The sequence below is a fragment of the Kaistia sp. 32K genome, from assembly GCF_016629525.1.
Lineage (GTDB): Bacteria > Pseudomonadota > Alphaproteobacteria > Rhizobiales > Kaistiaceae > Kaistia.
In genome coordinates, this window is sequence record NZ_AP024269.1 from 1,719,909 (window position 1) to 1,736,901 (window position 16,993).

21 protein-coding genes are annotated in these 16,993 nt (G+C 66.4%); 8 read left to right on the forward strand and 13 right to left on the reverse strand.

Annotation, left to right across the window (positions count from 1 at the left end; genetic code table 11):
• Positions 1 to 9 precede the first annotated feature (9 nt).
• Complete coding sequence (locus K32_RS07675) at positions 10 to 834, reverse strand: DUF4344 domain-containing metallopeptidase (RefSeq protein ID WP_201403453.1); 825 nt, start codon at positions 832 to 834, stop codon at positions 10 to 12.
• A 138-nt stretch (positions 835 to 972) separates the two neighbouring features.
• The gene (locus K32_RS07680; RefSeq protein ID WP_201403454.1) at positions 973 to 1,488 is read right to left on the reverse strand and encodes a DinB family protein; all 516 of its coding nucleotides are present in this window, start codon (positions 1,486 to 1,488) and stop codon (positions 973 to 975) included.
• A 168-nt stretch (positions 1,489 to 1,656) separates the two neighbouring features.
• Between K32_RS07680 and ndk the strand changes: the two genes are divergently transcribed.
• A complete protein-coding gene (gene ndk / locus K32_RS07685; protein WP_201403455.1) occupies positions 1,657 to 2,079 on the forward strand; it encodes a nucleoside-diphosphate kinase in 423 nt (140 codons plus the stop codon).
• Positions 2,080 to 2,407: 328 nt separating this feature from the next.
• On the opposite strand, the gene K32_RS07690 is transcribed toward ndk, so the two are convergent.
• Genes K32_RS07690 through pgsA form a run of 5 tightly spaced genes read right to left on the reverse strand, consistent with a single transcriptional unit; the run spans position 2,408 to position 5,063 of the window.
• Positions 2,408 to 3,028 carry a glutathione S-transferase family protein gene (locus K32_RS07690; RefSeq protein ID WP_201403456.1) on the reverse strand — a complete coding sequence of 207 codons (621 nt, stop codon included), beginning with the start codon at positions 3,026 to 3,028 and terminating at the stop codon, positions 2,408 to 2,410.
• Positions 3,029 to 3,073: 45 nt separating this feature from the next.
• Positions 3,074 to 3,736: an HD domain-containing protein gene (locus K32_RS07695; RefSeq protein ID WP_201403457.1), complete on the reverse strand. Its 663-nt coding sequence runs from the start codon at positions 3,734 to 3,736 to the stop codon at positions 3,074 to 3,076.
• Positions 3,733 to 4,197 (reverse strand): molybdenum cofactor biosynthesis protein MoaE, encoded by a 465-nt coding sequence (locus K32_RS07700; protein WP_201403458.1) that lies wholly within the window; start codon positions 4,195 to 4,197, stop codon positions 3,733 to 3,735. Before K32_RS07700 ends, K32_RS07695 begins: the two co-directional genes overlap by 4 nt.
• Positions 4,198 to 4,203: 6 nt before the next feature.
• Positions 4,204 to 4,455 carry a molybdopterin converting factor subunit 1 gene (moaD, locus tag K32_RS07705; protein WP_201403459.1) on the reverse strand — a complete coding sequence of 84 codons (252 nt, stop codon included), beginning with the start codon at positions 4,453 to 4,455 and terminating at the stop codon, positions 4,204 to 4,206.
• Positions 4,452 to 5,063 carry a CDP-diacylglycerol--glycerol-3-phosphate 3-phosphatidyltransferase gene (gene pgsA, locus K32_RS07710; RefSeq protein ID WP_201403460.1) on the reverse strand — a complete coding sequence of 204 codons (612 nt, stop codon included), beginning with the start codon at positions 5,061 to 5,063 and terminating at the stop codon, positions 4,452 to 4,454. The genes moaD and pgsA overlap by 4 nt, the downstream gene beginning before the upstream one ends.
• A gap of 235 nt (positions 5,064 to 5,298) precedes the next feature.
• Here pgsA and K32_RS07715 point away from each other — a divergent pair, with 235 nt between their 5' ends.
• Entirely contained in the window at positions 5,299 to 5,664 is a 366-nt protein-coding gene (locus K32_RS07715) for a diacylglycerol kinase (RefSeq protein WP_201403461.1), read from the forward strand.
• An 81-nt stretch (positions 5,665 to 5,745) separates the two neighbouring features.
• Positions 5,746 to 5,997 carry a DUF3297 family protein gene (locus K32_RS07720; protein WP_201403462.1) on the forward strand — a complete coding sequence of 84 codons (252 nt, stop codon included), beginning with the start codon at positions 5,746 to 5,748 and terminating at the stop codon, positions 5,995 to 5,997.
• A gap of 19 nt (positions 5,998 to 6,016) precedes the next feature.
• On the opposite strand, the gene K32_RS07725 is transcribed toward K32_RS07720, so the two are convergent.
• Positions 6,017 to 6,781 carry a rhodanese-related sulfurtransferase gene (locus K32_RS07725; RefSeq protein WP_201403463.1) on the reverse strand — a complete coding sequence of 255 codons (765 nt, stop codon included), beginning with the start codon at positions 6,779 to 6,781 and terminating at the stop codon, positions 6,017 to 6,019.
• A gap of 147 nt (positions 6,782 to 6,928) precedes the next feature.
• Between K32_RS07725 and K32_RS07730 the strand changes: the two genes are divergently transcribed.
• Positions 6,929 to 7,951, forward strand: coding sequence for a Tim44 domain-containing protein (locus K32_RS07730; protein WP_201403464.1), 1,023 nt, complete (start codon positions 6,929 to 6,931; stop codon positions 7,949 to 7,951).
• Between the two features lie 91 nt (positions 7,952 to 8,042).
• Positions 8,043 to 8,753, forward strand: a complete 711-nt coding sequence (locus tag K32_RS07735; protein WP_244669893.1) for an HAD family hydrolase — start codon at positions 8,043 to 8,045, stop codon at positions 8,751 to 8,753.
• A gap of 61 nt (positions 8,754 to 8,814) precedes the next feature.
• Here the strand turns inward: K32_RS07735 and K32_RS07740 are convergent, their stop codons facing one another.
• Positions 8,815 to 10,293 (reverse strand): DUF1254 domain-containing protein, encoded by a 1,479-nt coding sequence (locus tag K32_RS07740; RefSeq protein WP_371812979.1) that lies wholly within the window; start codon positions 10,291 to 10,293, stop codon positions 8,815 to 8,817.
• 317 nt (positions 10,294 to 10,610) lie between these two features.
• Between K32_RS07740 and K32_RS07745 the strand changes: the two genes are divergently transcribed.
• Both K32_RS07745 and K32_RS07750 read left to right on the forward strand, forming a co-directional pair.
• On the forward strand, positions 10,611 to 11,048 hold the full coding sequence (locus K32_RS07745) for a VOC family protein (protein ID WP_201403466.1): 438 nt from the start codon (positions 10,611 to 10,613) through the stop codon (positions 11,046 to 11,048).
• 14 nt (positions 11,049 to 11,062) lie between these two features.
• Positions 11,063 to 11,602, forward strand: a complete 540-nt coding sequence (locus tag K32_RS07750) for an opioid growth factor receptor-related protein (protein ID WP_201403467.1) — start codon at positions 11,063 to 11,065, stop codon at positions 11,600 to 11,602.
• 46 nt (positions 11,603 to 11,648) lie between these two features.
• Here the strand turns inward: K32_RS07750 and uvrC are convergent, their stop codons facing one another.
• On the reverse strand, positions 11,649 to 13,529 hold the full coding sequence (gene uvrC / locus K32_RS07755; protein ID WP_371813028.1) for an excinuclease ABC subunit UvrC: 1,881 nt from the start codon (positions 13,527 to 13,529) through the stop codon (positions 11,649 to 11,651).
• Positions 13,530 to 13,645: 116 nt separating this feature from the next.
• Entirely contained in the window at positions 13,646 to 14,410 is a 765-nt protein-coding gene (locus K32_RS07760; RefSeq protein ID WP_201403469.1) for an SDR family oxidoreductase, read from the reverse strand.
• A 339-nt stretch (positions 14,411 to 14,749) separates the two neighbouring features.
• On the opposite strand from K32_RS07760, the gene K32_RS07765 reads away from it, so the two are divergent.
• Positions 14,750 to 15,406: an outer membrane protein gene (locus tag K32_RS07765; protein WP_201403470.1), complete on the forward strand. Its 657-nt coding sequence runs from the start codon at positions 14,750 to 14,752 to the stop codon at positions 15,404 to 15,406.
• A 105-nt stretch (positions 15,407 to 15,511) separates the two neighbouring features.
• On the opposite strand, the gene K32_RS07770 is transcribed toward K32_RS07765, so the two are convergent.
• Together K32_RS07770 and K32_RS07775 are read right to left on the reverse strand one after the other, a co-directional pair.
• Complete coding sequence (locus K32_RS07770; RefSeq protein ID WP_201403471.1) at positions 15,512 to 16,357, reverse strand: inositol monophosphatase family protein; 846 nt, start codon at positions 16,355 to 16,357, stop codon at positions 15,512 to 15,514.
• Between the two features lie 22 nt (positions 16,358 to 16,379).
• Entirely contained in the window at positions 16,380 to 16,982 is a 603-nt protein-coding gene (locus K32_RS07775) for a glutathione S-transferase family protein (protein WP_201403472.1), read from the reverse strand.
• Between the last annotated feature and the right edge of the window lie 11 nt (positions 16,983 to 16,993).

The window sequence follows — 16,993 nt, forward strand, 5'->3', positions numbered from 1 at the left end:
TGCGAACCGCTAGCGGCCGGCGATGTCGCGGACGATCAGCTCGGCGTGGTAGCTCGACAGCTCGTAGCAAAGGACGATTTCGTTCAGCGCCGGATCGTAGCTCGACGTCACCGTCCCGCAGCTCTTGGCGCGGATCGTCGGGGCCGGGGAGAGGGAGAAGTCGTGCGCCAGCCGTGTCGCCACTTCCTCCAGCACGCGATTGTCCTGCAGGATGGTCCGCTCGGCGATCTCGCCGCCGGCCGGCTCGTCATAGAACACGGCGATGGTCGATTGCGGCTGGCCGGCCGAACGGGCGAGCGGCTTAAGCCCCTCCGCCCAGAGCGCGCGCTTGCGCTGGTAGGTCGCGGCGCATTCGGCGCGAGCGGCGGGCGTCAGCGACGCGGCGTCCGCCACGTCGGCAAAGTCCTTGCTGTCGGCGCCGACCATGTCGCAGACGATGCCGTTCGCCCGCTCGGCATCGAGCGAATGGCGATCCGGCAGGCCGGCGACATCGGGCTGGGCCGAAGCGGTCACGTGGCTGGAGAGCATCCAGCTGTCGACGGCGTCGACCAGGGTCTGGTCGCCGGCGCCGGTGCGCGGTTCCAACAGAATCACGGCGGCGAAATCGTCAGCCGCCTGCTCGCCGCCATCCTGCTGGACGCCATAGCGCTGCATCATCATGTGGCCGGCCTGGTGATAGAGCGCGTAGACCGCGTTGCCGACGACGAAGTCGACGACCTCCGCCAGATGGGCGTCGTTGATCTCCTGCGGCGGCTCGGCCTGAATCGCCGGGGTCGCTGCCCGCGCGGCTGCAATCGGGAGAGCGAACGCGAGGAAGAGGGACCGCAGCAACATGGAGACTCGCAGCAACAAAGAACACGTTCTCAAAACGTGCGCTTCCGCCTTGGTTGAATCAAGCGACCGACTTCACACCTCTCCGATATATTTGCGTGACCGGTTGCGCCTCGGCAGGACGCAATCCTGCTTATCCGGCTAGCTAAGTCCCAGGCCGCTCGCGCGTTGAAACTGGATCAGGTCGAGGCTGGCGCAGGCGTCGCGGCCGCCGATGCGGGTCAGGATGGCGGTCGCCTGGCCGCGATGATGGGTCTGGTGGTTGAAGAGATGGGCAAGCGCAGGGCCGAGCGGCTGGGTCACCGCGACCGGGGTGGTGACGGGCGTGTAGGTGAACAGGCCGGCGATATCCGCCTCGGTGAGCCCGTCCACATAGGCGACGATCCGCGCATCCTCGGCGGTGCGCAGCGCCGACAGCTCGCCGAGGTCCTCGGTCACCATCTCGTTCAGCGCCGTGTGCAGCGGGCCCGTGCCGGAGAAGCGGCGCAGCCAGATGCGGTCGGTGACGAGGAGGTGGTTCAGCGTGCCGCAGAGCGAGCCGAAGAAGGCGCCCTCGTCGGCATGGAAGCGCTCCGGCGAAACGGCGCGCGCGGCCTCGTAGAGGCGCCCGTTGGCCCACGCGTTGTAGGCGGCGAACATTGCGAAATGCGGCTTCATGGCCCAGCTCCCGTTCCCGTCGCGAAACCGTCGCGTTCGGCAGGTCAGTATGCCTGACGTTTTTAAGCCCCGACAGTGTTGCTGACAGGGTTCGCGCCCTTGCCGGGTCGGGGCGGCGAGGCTATACAGCGCCACCCATTTACCCAAATCGAAACGACAGGACCGAACATGGCGATCGAACGCACCTTCTCGATGATCAAGCCCGACGCGACCAAGCGTAACCTGACCGGCAAGATCACCGCCAAGCTGGAAGACGCCGGCCTGCGCGTCGTCGCTTCCAAGCGCGTCTGGATGTCCCGCGCCCAGGCCGAGGGCTTCTACGCCGTCCACAAGGAGCGTCCCTTCTTCGGCGAGCTGGTCGAGACGATGACCGCTGGCCCGACCGTCGTGCAGGTCCTGGAAGGCGAAGGCGCCATCCTGAAGAACCGCGAAGTCATGGGCGCGACCAACCCGGCCAACGCCGATGCCGGCACGATCCGCAAGGAGTTCGCGCTCTCGATCGGCGAGAACTCGGTGCACGGTTCGGACGCCCCGGAGACGGCAGCGCAGGAAATCGCCTACTGGTTCTCGGGCGTCGAGCTCGTCGGCTAATCCGCCGAAGCTTCTGTATTTAAGAAATGGCCGGGCTCGTCCCGGCCATTTTTGTTTTTGGGGCTTCGCCTCTCCCTGAGGAGACCTTCGCGCAACGCCGCCTTCATCGCGCTGATCGGATCTTGCCACCCTCCGCCGTCATCCCGGCGAAGGCCGGGATCCATACACACAGGCCTGTGGCCGATAGGCTGAGCCGAGCTTTCCTGGTCGGTGTCTATGGGCCCCGGCCTCCGCCGGGGCGACGGCGCGCTGCCCATAGGCCATCGACCGCATGGCGACCATCGGTGCTTTGCAATGGTTTCCTGAGGGAGAGGTGAAGGGCGCAGCCTCAGCTCAACGGTATCGCGACGACCTTGGCGTAGGCGGGCCGCGCCAGCAGCCTTTCATGCCATCTGGCGAGATGCGGCAGGTCCGGTCGCTCGATCGGCATGGCGAACCAGGCATAGGCGAGGCAGCCGAGCGGGATGTCGCCCATGCCGAAGGCCTCGCCCGACAGATAGGGGCGCTCGGCGAGGGCGCGATCCGCGATGGCGAGCAGTGTGGAGCATTTCTGCCGGCTGGCTTCGATCACCGCCATGTCGCGTCGTTCGGCCGGCGTGCGCACCATGCCCCAGAACACGTCGCGAAACGGCGGTGCGAAGGCGGCGGTCGTCCAGTCCATCCAGCGGTCGGCGCTGGCGCGCTCCGCGATGTCGCGCGGCCACAGCGTGCCGTCGGCATAGCGGGCGGCGAGATAGCGAACGATCGCGTTCGATTCCCACAGCACGATGTCGCCGTCGCGGATCGTCGGCACCAGCCCGTTCGGGTTCATCGCTCGATAGGCGGGATCGGCGGTGACGCCGAAGGCGCCGCCGGCCGGGATCGACTCATAGGCGAGGCCGATCTCCTCGGCGCACCAGAGCACCTTCTTGACGTTGCTCGAATTGTTGCGGCCCCAGATCGTCAGCATGCGGCATTCCTCCGGGCGCAGAATCCTAACCGATGCGCCGTGTGGTCAGATCTCGTCCAGAAATTCGTCATAGAAGCGGCGGAGGCGATCCTGCCGCAGTGTCGCCAGCTTGCGTCCGGCCTCGGTCTGGAAGCCGCCAGCGAGCTTGAAGAGCTTGTTGTCGAAATGGTCGAGCGCGAAGCGCGCGTCGGCAAGGGGACGGGCGGTCGCCTGCGGATCCCGCGGGTCGTAGAGCCCGCTGCCCATCCGGCCGGCGATGTAGAAGCAGCGCGCCACGCCGACCATGCCGATCGCGTCGAGGCGGTCGGCGTCCTGCAGGATGCGCGCCTCCAGCGTTTCCGGCGCGATGCCGGCGGAGAAGCTGTGCGCCTCGACCGCGTGGGCGACGGCGGCAATACGCGGCCCATCCCAGCCGAGTCCCTCAAGGATCCCGGCCGCCTTGCGGGCCGCCAGCCGGGAGGCCTGCGGGCGCATCGGGTCGTTCTTCTCGACGGTGACGCAGTCATGCAGCAGCGTCGCGGCGGCCAGGACCTCGCCGTCGCCGCCTTCCGCCGCGTGGATGGTGGCGGCGTTCTTCCAGACGCGCTGGAGATGGGCGATGTCGTGCGAGCCGTCGTCGCCTTCGGTGGCGTGCGGCAGCAGGCTCTCGGCCAAGGCCTCATGCGGCGCGAAGGCGCCGCCGGGCCGGTCACTCGGGGAATGGCTCAATCGGAGTTGTTCCAGCGCTCTTCGGCCTGGTCGTCCGAGGATTTGGCGTCGACCCAGGCGACCGCGCCGGAAGCGGTATGCTCCTTCTTCCAGAAGGGCGCATGGGTCTTGAGGAAATCCATAATGAACTCGGCCGATTCGAAGGCGGCGTGCCGGTGCCGCGAGGCGGTGACCACCAGCACGATGACCTCGCCCGGCTTCACCTTGCCGTGCCGGTGAAGGACGGTGACGTCGGTGATCTCCCACCGCTTGGCCGCCTGCTCGGCGATGCGGGACACCTCCGCCTCGGCCATGCCGGGATAGTGTTCGAGCTCGAGCGCTTCGAGCCGGCCGTCCTCGTCGCGGCAGAGGCCGGTGAAGGTGACGACGGCGCCGATATCGCCACGACCCGTCGTCACACGCTCGATCTCGGCCGTGATGTCGAGCGGCTCGGAAACGATGGCGACGCGGGTCTTGGCCATGGCGACCTAGCCTCCCGTCATCGGGGGAAACAGGGCGACCTCGCGCACACCGGTCAGCGGAGCATCGTGATCGGCATGGTCATGGTCGAGCGCCACGCGGATCGCGGTCGGCTCCGCCAGGGCGTATTCATAAGTCTCGCCGCGCGTGCGCAGCCAGCCCAGCAGATCGCCGACCGTCTCGACGCCCTCGGGCGGCGCGACGGTCTCCTCGGCCGTGCCGATCCGCTCGCGCACCCAGGCGAAATAGACGAGCTTCACGGCTCTTCCTCCAGGATGTGGCCGAGGCCCGCCCGGAAATAGTCGTAGCCGGTGTAGAGCGTGACGAGGGCGGAGATCCACAGCAGCACGATGCCGATCAGCGTCGTGTAGGCGAAATGGACGTCTCCGGCCGGGCCTGCGAGCAGGAAGCCGATGGAGACCATCTGCAACGCCGTCTTCCACTTGGCGAGGCGCGAGACGGGCACGCTGACGCGGAGTTCCGCCAGATATTCGCGCAGGCCAGAGACGAGGATCTCGCGCGACAGGATGATCAGCGCCGCCCAGAGCGACAGGCCATCGATCGTGCGCTCGAAGACGAGCGCCAGCAGGCAGGCGGAGACCAGCAGCTTGTCGGCGATCGGATCGAGCATGCGCCCGAGCGAGGATTGCTGCTTCCAGATCCGGGCCAGGTAGCCATCGAGATAGTCGGTGATGCTGGCGAGGATGAAGAGCGCGAGCGCGATCCATCGCCACGTATCCTTGCCGCCCACGACGCAGAAGACGACGAGGGGAACCGCCAGGATGCGGCCATAGGTCAGGATGTTCGGGAGCGAAAGCAGAAGCGCCCGCTGCGGCCGTCTGACGTCGAAGGTGCGAAGCTCGCTCATATCCGTCCTTGAACCCTCACCCTCATATTGCATCCGGGCCAGCCCCTGCCAAGGGTGGCTCGGAAAAGAGAGGACCGATTGAAGTTGGCCAGGAAACTGGCGTGACGATGCGATGCCGACACGGCGTTCGCGGGAATCGGCTACATGATATCCCGTCCGGCGGCGGTGTCGCCATGGCGATGCGGCCGGGGGCTGCAAACAATCGGCGAATGCCGACCAAAGGGGGAAGACGGACATGCGCGCCTGGTTGGAGCATCTCATTGCGGCGAGCCGCTGGTCGGCCTCGGGCGTCGCGATCCTGTTCCGGGGCGAGATGGCCGCCCGGATGGAGCTGGCGGCTGCCGTCGCCGCGTTTGCCTGGATCGTCTTTCTCGGCCGTTCGCTGGCCGAGATCGGCGTTTACCTGATGCTCGCCTTCGCGACGTTTTCGGTCGAGGCGCTGAATACCGCGATCGAGGAGATCGTCGACCGCGTTTCGCCCGAGCGTTCCGAATTCGCGCGCCGCGCCAAGGATCTCGGCTCTGCCGCGGTGATGTTCATGCTGCTGGGAACCGGCATCTATGTCGCGATCCTGACGATTGCCACGCTGCTTGGCCGCTGAGCCCCTCTTCGCGCCGGGTTGGCAGGACCGCATCGTCCCGCTATGTGTGCCGGCCAATGTACCCGATCTGAAGGTTCGACCATGACCGACACGCTGCCCGATCGCCTCTCGAACGATCCGAAGAGCCCTTTCCATGACGAGGCCCTGCTGGAGCGCGGCGTCGGCATCCGCTTCAACGGCGTCGAGAAGACCAATGTCGAAGAGTATTGCATCAGCGAAGGCTGGGTCCGCGTTGCCGCCGGCAAGGCGCGCGATCGCTTCGGCAACCCGCTGACGATCAAGCTGAAGGGCGTCGTCGAGGCCTATCTGCACGACGCCAAGGACGGCGAGTAGTCAAGGGATCGGCGCGGCCTCAGGCCGCGTCGTCCTCCGGCGGCTCCTCCGCCTTGGCCCGCTCCGCCAGCCCATGGCCGAGCGCCACGCGCTCGTCGAAGACGAAGCATTCTCCCTGCCACAGGCTTTCTTCCGGCGGGATCGTCTCGAGATATTTGAGGATGCCGCCCTTCAGGTGGAACACCTCGGCGAAGCCCTGCGACAGCAGGTAGGAACTCGCCTTCTCGCAGCGGATGCCGCCGGTGCAGAACATCGCGACCTTCTTGTTTTTGGCCGGATCGAGCGTACGGCTGACGAAATCCGGGAACTGCGAGAATTTCCGCGTTTCCGGATCGAGCGCCCGCTCGAACGTGCCGATCTTCACCTCGAAGCGGTTGCGGGTGTCGACGACGATCACGTCGGGATCCGAGATCAGCGCGTTCCAGTCCTCTGCCGCGACATAGGTGCCGACCTGCTTCGTCGGATCGACCTGCGGCTGCGCCAGGGTGACGATCTCCTTCTTCAGCCGTATCTTCAGCCGCTTGAACGGCATTTCCGCCGCGCCGGAGAATTTCAGCTCGAGATTGTCGAGCCGGCCGTCGAAGAGCGGGCCGGTCGTCAGCGCGGCGATCACCGCGTCGATCGCTTCGTCCGTGCCGGCGATCGTGCCGTTGATGCCCTCGGGCGCCAGCAGCAGCGTGCCGCGAATCCCGAGCGTTTCGCAGAGCTCGAGCAGCGGGGCGCGCAGCGCTTCGAAGTCCGGAAGAGCGGCGAATTGATAGAGGGCGGCAACCTTGTATGTCATGGCGCGAGCCAATAGCACGCCGGCCGGATTGCGCAAATCGTCACTGGCCGCAGTTTTGCCCTCAACAAATCAGGCATGAGACCCTACATCATACCTGCGGGGGCCTGAAAAGGACCCGGGTAATTTACGTAGGGAGAAGGAACTCACATGGTATTCGGCAAGCGCACACCGGCAATTCTCGCGATGATTGGTATCGCGACGGCGATGAGCTTCGCTGCATTCGATGACGCCGAAGCGCGTCGCGGCGGCAGTTTTGGCAGCCGTGGCGGCAGGACGTTCCAGTCCGCCCCGACAACCCCGACGGCGCCCACCGCGACGCAGCCGATCCAGCGCTCGATGACGCAGCCGGGCCAGGCGACGAACGCCGCCGCGCGTCCCGCGCAGCAGGCGGCGCGTCCGGGCTTCTTCGGCGGCCTCGGCGGCTCCATCCTGGGTGGCCTGATGCTGGGCGGCCTGATCGGCATGCTGATGGGCAACGGCCTCGGCGGCATGGCCGGCGCCTTCGGCTTCATCCTGCAGATCGCGCTTCTCGCGATTGCCGGCATGTTCCTTTTCCGCTTCTTCGCCAACCGCAACCGGTCGCAGACGGCGGGCGCCGCTCCGGCCGGCATGCCGCGCGGCATGATGCCCGACGCTCCGGCTGAGGCGCAGTCGAACGCGGCGCCGCGTAGCGGCCTCGGCAATCTCGGCGGCTTGGGGGCGGGTCTTGGCGGCTTCGGCGGCGCCCAGAAGGCGCGCCCGGCCAACGCCATGAACGCCAATGACGAGATCGGCGTCACCGGCCAGGATCTCGACACCTTCCAGAAGCTGCTGGACGAGGTGCAGGGCGCCTTCGGCCGCGAGGACTATGCGGGCCTGCGCGAGCGCACGACGCCGGAGGTCATGTCGTATCTCTCGGAAGAGCTGAGCCAGAACGCCACGAAGGGCCAGCGCAACGACGTCACCGACATCACGCTGCTGCAGGGCGACCTGGCCGAGGCATGGAACGAGGGCGACACCGACTACGCCACGGTCGCCATGCGCTACGAAAGCCGCGACGTGATGCGCGACCGGGCGACCGGCGCCCTGATCTCGGGCGACGCCGGCGCGCTGACGGAGACGACCGAGCTCTGGACCTTCGCCCGCAAGGATGGCGGTCCCTGGAAGGTTTCCGCCATCCAGGAAACCTGATCGATCTTGTGATCTCGTGGTAATGCGTGGCGGGTCCGGTTAGTCTCCGGGCCCGCCATTTTTATTGGCCCCTTTGCCAATGGTTCGTTCGATGTCGTCTCACAGCCCAACCCTCACCGCCATCGGCTTCGACGCCGACGATACGCTCTGGCAGAACGAGCAGTTCTACCGGCTGACGGAGCAGCGCTTCATCGACCTCCTGTCGGAACACGCCGACAGGGCCGATATCGCCCGCCGCCTCCAAGAGGCGGAGCGGCGCAACCTCAAGCTCTACGGCTTCGGCATCAAGGGCTTCACGCTGTCGATGGTCGAGACGGCGATCGAGCTGACGGGAGGCCGAATTCCGGCCGGCGCCATCAGCGAGATTCTCGCCGCCGGCCGCGACATGCTGGTCCATCCGGTCGAGACGCTGCCGCATGTGCGCGAGACGCTGGAGCAGCTCGCCGGCAATTACCGACTGATCCTGATCACCAAAGGCGACCTGTTCGACCAGGAGCGCAAGCTCGCCGCTTCCGGCCTCGGCGAGCTGTTCGACGCCGTCGAGATCGTCAGCGACAAGAACGCCGCGACCTACCACCGGATCTTCAGCCGCCATGCCGACGGCCCGGCGCAGAGCATGATGGTCGGCAATTCGCTGAAGTCCGACGTCGTGCCGGCGATCGAGGCGGGAAGCTGGGGCGTCTATGTCCCGCACGACCTGACCTGGTCGTTCGAGCATGTCGAGCCGCCGGTCGGCGCCCCGCGTTTCCGCGAGGTGCCGCATCTGGGCGAACTGCTGGCGCTTCTCGCCAAGCTCGGCTGAGGCAAGAAAAAGGGGACGATGCCGAAGCGGCCTCGTCCCCCTTGGCACTATCGGTTCCGGCCTATTGCGGCAGGGCGGCCGTCGCTTCGGCCTGCTTGACGGCGGGCGGGTTCCAGCGGCCCGTCAGCGCCGCGCTTTGCGGGGCGTAGAGGCGCATGGTCAGGTTGAACGGCCCCTTCGGCGCCGGCAGCCAGTTCGCCTCCTTGTCCTTGCCGGGGCTCTCGTTCTGGAAATAGAGGTCCAGCGAGCCGTCGGCGTTCTTGACGAAGGGCATCCAGCTCGACACCGCGAAGCGGTTGAGCGGGTTGGCGACCTGGAAGCCATCCGGGTCATAGAGCGTGACGGACCAGAAAGCGTCGACCGGCGGCAGTTCGTTCGCCTCGAAATGCAGGACGTACTCGTTCTGGCCGGTGAGCGGCTTGCCGGTGGAATCGCCGAGATTGAGCGGATAGATCGCGTCCTCCGGCAGATTGGCGCCGAGACCGAGCTGCGCGACGATGGCGCGTTTCAGGTAGTAGTTGCCGTAGACGCCCATGGTGGTGGTGTTCATCGACCAGCCGTTGGTGACGTCGGCGAGCGTCTTGACCTTCCACGCCATCAGCTTCCGCCCTTCGGCTGGCGCCGCCTTGAGCGCCGCCTGCACATCGGCCGGAAGCTTGTCGAAGGCGAGGCTCTTGCCCGGCACGATGCCGAGCCGCGTCATCTGGGCGATGATGGGCTGGTCGGTGATGTGCGGCGGATGCAACTTCAGGAGCTCGGCCGCTTTGGTGAAGTACGCGTCGGCCGTCATGCCGTCGACGGCGAGCTTGGGCGGCGTCTTCATGTCGATCGCGGGATCGATCTTTGCGACCGGAGGCTTGGCGTCCTTGCCCCATTCGGACAGCGGCACGATCGTGTATCCGGCCTGGATCTTGTGCACGGCGTCATAGTCGGCGGGGCCGTCGGTCTTGGTGCGGCCGATGATCCAGACATAAGGCGTCGGCGCCTCGATCCGGCTGGTGCCCTCGGGCAGCTTGAACTCCTCGCGCCAGCGATCCCGGAGGTCGGGGCGCCAGCCGGGCGGCGTAACCAGGTAGTTGGCGGCGGTGGTTCCGGTCGTGCGCCAGCCCGGCGAGGCGAAGACATCGCTCCACATGTCGAGCATCGGCAGCAGGAAGTAGCGGCCCTTGGTGTCCGGGCTGGAGACGACCATCGGCTCCTTGGTCAGGTCGAGCCACCCGCTGGAATAGAGCGTGTCGAAATTCGGCCGCACGACGACCTTGAAGTCGGCCGGCGGGAACTCCGGTATATTGCTGAACATGTTCATCGGGCCGCGGCCGAGCTCCTTGCCCGCCGCGATGTTGGTGCTCTGCTCCCGCGTGAGCTCCATGGTCAGCAGCGGGTAGAAATAGAGATAGGCGTCGACGGCGATGGCCTGCGCCTGTTCCTTGGTCAGCGGCTGCGCCGCGTGCTCCTTGTTCTGCGGCTGCGCCGCCTGTGCCAAGGGCGTGACGGCGGCTGTCAACGCAGCCGCCCCCAAGGCGGCTGCGATCCATGTCATTCGCATGATCATGCCTGCTTTCCCCGCGCGCGGCGGACCGTGGGTTGAAGTTTTCGGCGATATGTATCTATGAGAATGCTTTGGCTTCCGTCGAGTCAATTAGGATTGTTTTCGTTTTTGCTTCGCGAAATATCATGACGGTAAGCATGGCTGATGAGCAGGCAGTTATTGCATCGATGCAAAAAGACTAGATCGTGGCATAGCCGGCGATCTTGCTTGCTGTCGGACCCCGGAACGAAACCCGCAACTGGAACTTGTTCCGGAGATCGGCCGGCGCCGGCCGATGGAACGCCAGCGGCTGAAAAGGGGAGGCGACCATGGCCCGCGTCGTCGGCATCGATCATCTCGTCATCCGGGTCGGGGATTTCGCCCGGTCGAAAAGCTTCTATGGCGACCTGTTCGCGTTTCTCGGGTTCGAGGTCCTTGGCGACTATGGCGACACGATCGGCTGGACCAACGGCAAGACGCGTTTCTGGATCAGCGAGGCCGACGCGGCGGGGAAGAAGCACCCATACCGGCTCGGCGACATCGGCTTCCACCACTATGCGTTCGAGCTCCGCAGCCGGAAGGATGTCGACGATCTCCAGGCCTATCTCGAGCGCGAGGGCATACCCATCGTCGATCCGGCGGCGGAGTATTATGATGACTACTACGCCGTCTATTTCCTGGATCCGGACGGACTGAAGTTCGAGGCCATGAAATATGGCGAGCGCGGCGCTGGAAAGGCCAAGCCGTCGGCGGGGACTACCGGCTGAGACAGGTTTGAGACATGACGAACCAGGAACTGGATACGTCGATCCTGCACTTCTTTGCCGGCATGGGCACCGATGATCGCGGCCGCACGCTGACCGGGATTCTCGCCTGGGACGACGATCGCCTCGAGCAGGTGCACGACTACATCCAATGGCTCTTTCCGCTGCCGGAGCCGAGCGCCTTCAACCCCGGCGCGCCGCTGCTGACGGCGGCCGACATCGAAGCCTTCCAGACGCATGCGGCGCTGCGCTCGGCCTTGCGGGCCGCCTTCGTGCGGTTGCTCGCCTTCTATGGTTTTGCGTTCGTGCCGGGCGCCGAGGGGGCTAGAGTGGCCCGCGCCGCGACGTTCCCGGCGCGCTCGCGCAGCTGGCTCGCGCCGCGCAACCACAATTTCCTGCGCATCAGCCGCATCCTGCGCGCGCTGACGCTGCTGGGGCTGGCGGAGGAGGCGGGTGCCTTCCTGGCGGCGCTGGAGGCGGTCCATGCAGAGCATGCCGCTATCATCGGCGAGACCACGCTCGGCTACTGGCGCGCGGCGGCCGGGCAGGGCGGCTGAACCGCGCCGCCATAACGCGAACCCGTCCGCTTCGCTCGAACAGGCTCTAGTCGCCGTTTTCGTGGAAGAAGTCGTAGATCGTCCTGGCCATCTGTTCCGAGATGCCCGGCACGCCGATCAGGTCCGGGACGCTGGCGCGGCTCACCGCCTTGGCGGTGCCGAAATGGGCGAGCAGGGCGCGCTTGCGCGTCGGGCCGATGCCGTCGATCTCGTCCAGCGGGCTCTTGGTCAGTGCCGCCTTGCGCTTGGCGCGATGCGTGCCGATGGCGAAGCGGTGCGCCTCGTCACGCAGGCGCTGGACGAAATAGAGCACGGGGTCGCGCGGCTGCAGCATGAAGCCCTCGCGGCCCGGAATGAAGAATTTTTCGCGCCCCGCGTCGCGGTCCGGTCCCTTGGCGATGCCGACGAGCGGCACCTGATCCGTCAAACCCAGTCCGTCGATGATCTCGCGCGCGGCGGAGAGCTGTCCTAGGCCGCCGTCGATGAAGACGAGATCGGGCCAGGGGCCGAAGCCCTCCTCGTCGCGCGGCGCCGCGTCGCGCGAGCCGTGCTCCTTGACGAGCCGCGAAAAGCGCCGCGTCAGCACTTCCTTCATCATGCCGAAATCGTCGCCCGGGGTGATCTCCTCGGAGCGGATGTTGAACTTGCGGTACTGGTTCTTCACGAAGCCATTCGGCCCGGCGACGATCATGCCGCCGACGGCGTTGGTGCCCATGATGTGGCTGTTGTCGTAGACCTCGATCCGGCGCGGCGGGGCCTCCAGCGCGAAGGTTTCGCCGACGCCGTCGAGCAGCCGGGCCTGGCTGGCGGTTTCGGCCAGGTTGCGGCCGAGCGCCTCGCGGGCGTTGAGCAGGGCGTGGTCGACCAGATCCTTCTTCTCGCCGCGCTTCGGCACGGCAATCTCGACCTTGTGGCCGGCATGCTCGCTGAGCGCCTCGGCGATCAGGTCCATCTCCTCCACTTCGTGGCTGAGCAGGATCAGGCGCGGGCAGGGCTTGTCCTCGTAGAACTGCGCCAGGAAGGCGCCGAGGATCTCGGCCGCGTCGAGGCTCTTGTCGGCGCGCGGGTAGAAGGCGTGGTTGCCCCAGTTCTGGCCGGTGCGGAAGAAGAACACCTGCACGCAGCTCTGCCCGCCTTCCTGATGCACGGCGAGCACGTCGGCTTCGTCGACGGTCTGCGGGTTGATGCCCTGATGCGACTGGACATGCGAGAGCGCGGCGATGCGGTCGCGATAGATGGCGGCGCGCTCGAAATCGAGATCGGCGCTCGCTTCGCCCATGGCGCGGGCAAGGTCTTGCTTGATGGCCGACGACTTGCCGGTCAGGAACCCCTTCGCCTCGCGCACCAGCTCGGCATAGTCGTCGAGCGCGATCTCGCCGGTGCAGGGAGCCGAGCAGCGCTTGATCTGGAACAAGAGGCAGGGGCGCGTCCGGCTCTCATAGACGCTGTCGGTGCAGGTGCGGATCAGGAAGGCGCGCTGCATCGCGTTCATCGTGCTGCCGACGGCGCCGGCGGAGGCGAACGGGCCGTAATAGTCGCCCTTGCGCGTCCGCGCGCCGCGATGCTTGACCAGCTGCGGCGCCTCGTGGTCGCCGGTGATGAGAATGTAGGGAAACGATTTATCGTCGCGCAGAAGCACGTTGAAGCGCGGCCGCAGCCGCTTGATCAGATTGGCTTCGAGCAGCAGCGCTTCCGTCTCGGTCCGCGTCGTGACGAACTCCATCGTCGCGGTCTGCTGGATCATCCGGATGATGCGGTTCGACTGCATCCCGATGCGCGTGTAGCTGGTCACGCGCTTCTTCAGATTGCGCGCTTTGCCGACATAGAGGACGTTGCCGCCCTGGTCGAACATCCGGTAGACGCCCGGCGCGTTCGGCAGGCGCTTGACGAAATCGGCGATGACGCGGGCGCCCTGGCCGCGCGGCACGAGTTCGCCGCCCGCCTCGAAGGCGGTTTCCGTCTCGGCTTCTGCCTCGGGCGCCGGCGAGGTCGCGCTGACGTCGGCTTCGATCTCGGGCTTGTCGTTCTCGGCTGGTGTGGTGTTCACTCGTTGATGCCTACGATATCGGGCGTTTCCCAGGCAAGATGCTGCCCGCCATCGAGCGCGATCATCTGGCCGGTGATGGAGCGCGTCTCATAAAGATATCGGATCGTGCGCCCGAATTCGCCAAGCTCCGGACCATGTTTCAAGAGCACGGCCTCGGCCTGCTTCTGGAATTCGGCCGGATCCTGGCGCGGCGAGGGCAGTGTCGGCCCCGGCCCGATCGCGTTGACGCGGATGCGCGGCGCCAGGGCCTGGGCAAGCGTCCGTGTCGCCGTCAGGAGGCCCGACTTCGACAATTGGTAAGATAGGAATTGCGGCGTGGTTTTCCAGGCGCGCTGGTCGACCATGTTGACCACGAGCCCCTCGCGATCGGCGGGGAGCTGGGCGGCGAAGGCATCCGCCAGGAAGACGGGCGCGGCGAGGTTGACGGTCGACTGGCGCTGGAACCGCTCCACGTCGAGGTCGCCGATCCCGTCCGCCTCGAAGATCGAGGCATTGTTGACGAGGAGCGTCAGCGGGCCGAGGGCTGCCGCGGCGAGGCCGGGCAGGGCGCGCGCGGCGTCGAGATCGGCGAGATCCGCCGTCACGACGGCGGCGCGTCCGCCTTGGGCGCGGATGCGGCCGGCGAGCTCGTCGGCATCGCCGACCGAGTTCCGGCAATGGATCGCGACGGCGAAGCCGTTTTTCGCCAGGTCCTCGACGATGGCGCGGCCGATCCGCCGCGCGCCGCCGGTCACCAGCGCAATGCCTTTTTCGTCTGCCATCGTCTTGTCGCCTGTCCGAATCTGTCGCGCCCGGAAGATAAGGCCGCCCGGCATTTTCGGTAAGCCTTCATTAGGCTTGGTTAAATGTGGTCAACACCTGCGTTGGCAATGTGACGTGTAGGCCCGCACACATCGGGTTGCATCGATAAAATTTGAATAAAAACAACCGGTTGATGCGGTTGTGTTGGATTTTTGCAACCCGCCTCGAATGCCGCGAACATGCCTTATTTCCTGTCCGGTTCCGCCGCATTCGGCCGCATAATTTAGACCATCGGATCGGGGGAGAAATCGGCCCCCGGATCAAGTTTGATTTTCAGTTTAGTACGCATGGAGACCAAGATGCTGCGTATCCGCACCCTCTCCCTGAGCGCCATGGCGCTTGCTCTGTCGGCTGCCCCGGTTCTGGCTGCGGATCTGACCTACGAGCCGGCTCCGGCCCCGATCTCGACGTCGTCGCAGGCCTTCAGCTGGACCGGCCCGTATGTCGGCGCCACCGTCGGCTATGGCTGGTCGTCGACCGACGCGTCGTCGCAGAACGCCTTCGGCAGCATCAACGGCAACGGCTTCAAGGGCGGCCTCTACGCCGGTTACAACTTCGACCTCGGCAACCAGTGGGTTGTCGGCGCGGAAGTCGACGCCAACCTCGATGACGTCAGCGGCTCGAGCGCTCGCGGCGACGTCCGTCAGCGTTGGGATTCGACCGCACGGGCTCGCGTCGGCTACGCCTTCGACCGTTACCTCGCTTACGGCACGGGTGGCGCTGCCATCTCCGGCGCCAGCGCCAACAGCTACAACGGCGCTGCTGACTCCAACACCCACCTGGGCTGGACCGTCGGCGCAGGCGTCGAGGCCCAGGTCGTCGGCAACGTGACCGCCCGCCTCGAGTACCAGTACGCCGACTACGGCAAGAAGACCTACGACTTCGGCAGCCAGGGTAACTCCGATGTCGACTTCAGCACCAACACGATCCGCGCTGGTGTTGGCGTCAAGTTCTGATCCAGCCTAACGGCTGAACGAGAAACGCCGGCGGGGCAACCCGCCGGCGTTTTTCGTTTCTAGCGTTCGATCTGTGCGGGGCCGCGTCGAGCGCGGCCCGCGTCGTCACGCGCCGGCGTATTCCGTGCCGGCGAACAGCGCCGCCTGCAGGGCCTGCCAGCTCGCCTGGTCCGGGGCGCACAACAGGCCGCCGTCGCGATGCGCCGGCTGATAGGCGCTGCCGTCGAAGCGGGCGGAATAGCCGCCGGCCTCCTGGTGGATCAGCCAGCCCGCGACATGGTCCCAGACCGTCAGCTTGGCATAGAGTGCGAAGTGGCTGTGGCCGCCGGCCAGCATCCGGTATTCATGCGCGGCGCAGCGATAGCCGGCGGCCGAGCGCGTCGCGGCGAGGTTGGCGCAGACGCGCGAGCGCAGCGGCTCGGACAGCAGCGACCAGGAGGCGGTGCCGGACATCTCGTCGACGGGCTTCGCCGCCGCCACCTTGAGGTCGTTGCGGCCGCCGTCCGCCGTTTCCGTCCAGGCGCCTTCACCGCGCACGGCGATCGTCCAGTCGCCGCCGATCGGATCGAGAATGACGCCGCCGACGGCTTCGCCGCGCACCACCACGCCAGCCATCACGCCGAAGAGCGTCAGCCCCGAGGCGAAGTTCTTGGTGCCGTCGACGGGATCGACGACGAAGGCGAGCTCGGCGCCGTCGAGCCGGTCGAGCAGCGTCTCGTCGGCCGAGACCGCTTCCTCGCCAATCACCACGGCGCCCGGGAAGGCCTTCGTCAGCTTCGCGGTGATCACCTTTTCGGCCGCTTCGTCGGCATCGGTGACGAGGTCCTCCGCCGAGGTCTTCTGGCGGATGGCGCCGGCGGCGAGGCGCCGGAATCGCGGCAGGATTTCCTGCTCTGCCGCATCATGAAGGATCGCGGCGACGGTGCGGGCGTCGGCGGTAGAGAATGTCATCATGGTCTCCAGGCTGTGGGGGTCAGGCCTTGACGCGGGTGGTCTCGAACGCGGGAACGCGGGCCGCGAATCTGTCGAGGAAGGCCTTCAACTTCGGGTGGCCGTCCCGCCAGTCGCCGCCGAAACGGAGATCCAGATAGCCGAGCGCGCAGGCGAGTGCGATCGTGCCGACATGCGCGGAATCGTCGAGCGGCCATGTCTCGGCCGCCGCGAGGCCGCGCTCGACCTTGCCGCGCTGATGCGCTTTCCAGGTCTCGCTCTGCTGCGCCTCGTCGCGCCAGCGTCCCTCATAGACCTGGAGCAGGGCGGCGTCAGCGATGCCGTCGGCCAGCGCTTGCAGGCCGAGCACCCGGTAGCGGCGCGCCGGATCGGTCGGGATGACGCGGTCGCCGCCGGCCAGATGATCGAGATATTCGATGATGACGCGCGAATCATACAGCACGAAGCCGTCTTCCAGGATCAGCGCCGGGATCTTGCCGAGCGGATTCTGCTGGCGGAGCGTGTCGTTCGGATTGGTCGTGTCCGCCATCACGATCTGAATACGGTCCGATAGATCAAGCTCTTGCATGACGATCTTGACCTTGCGCCCGAACGGGGACGCGGGCGAACTGCGCAGGACGAGCAAAGTGGGATTCC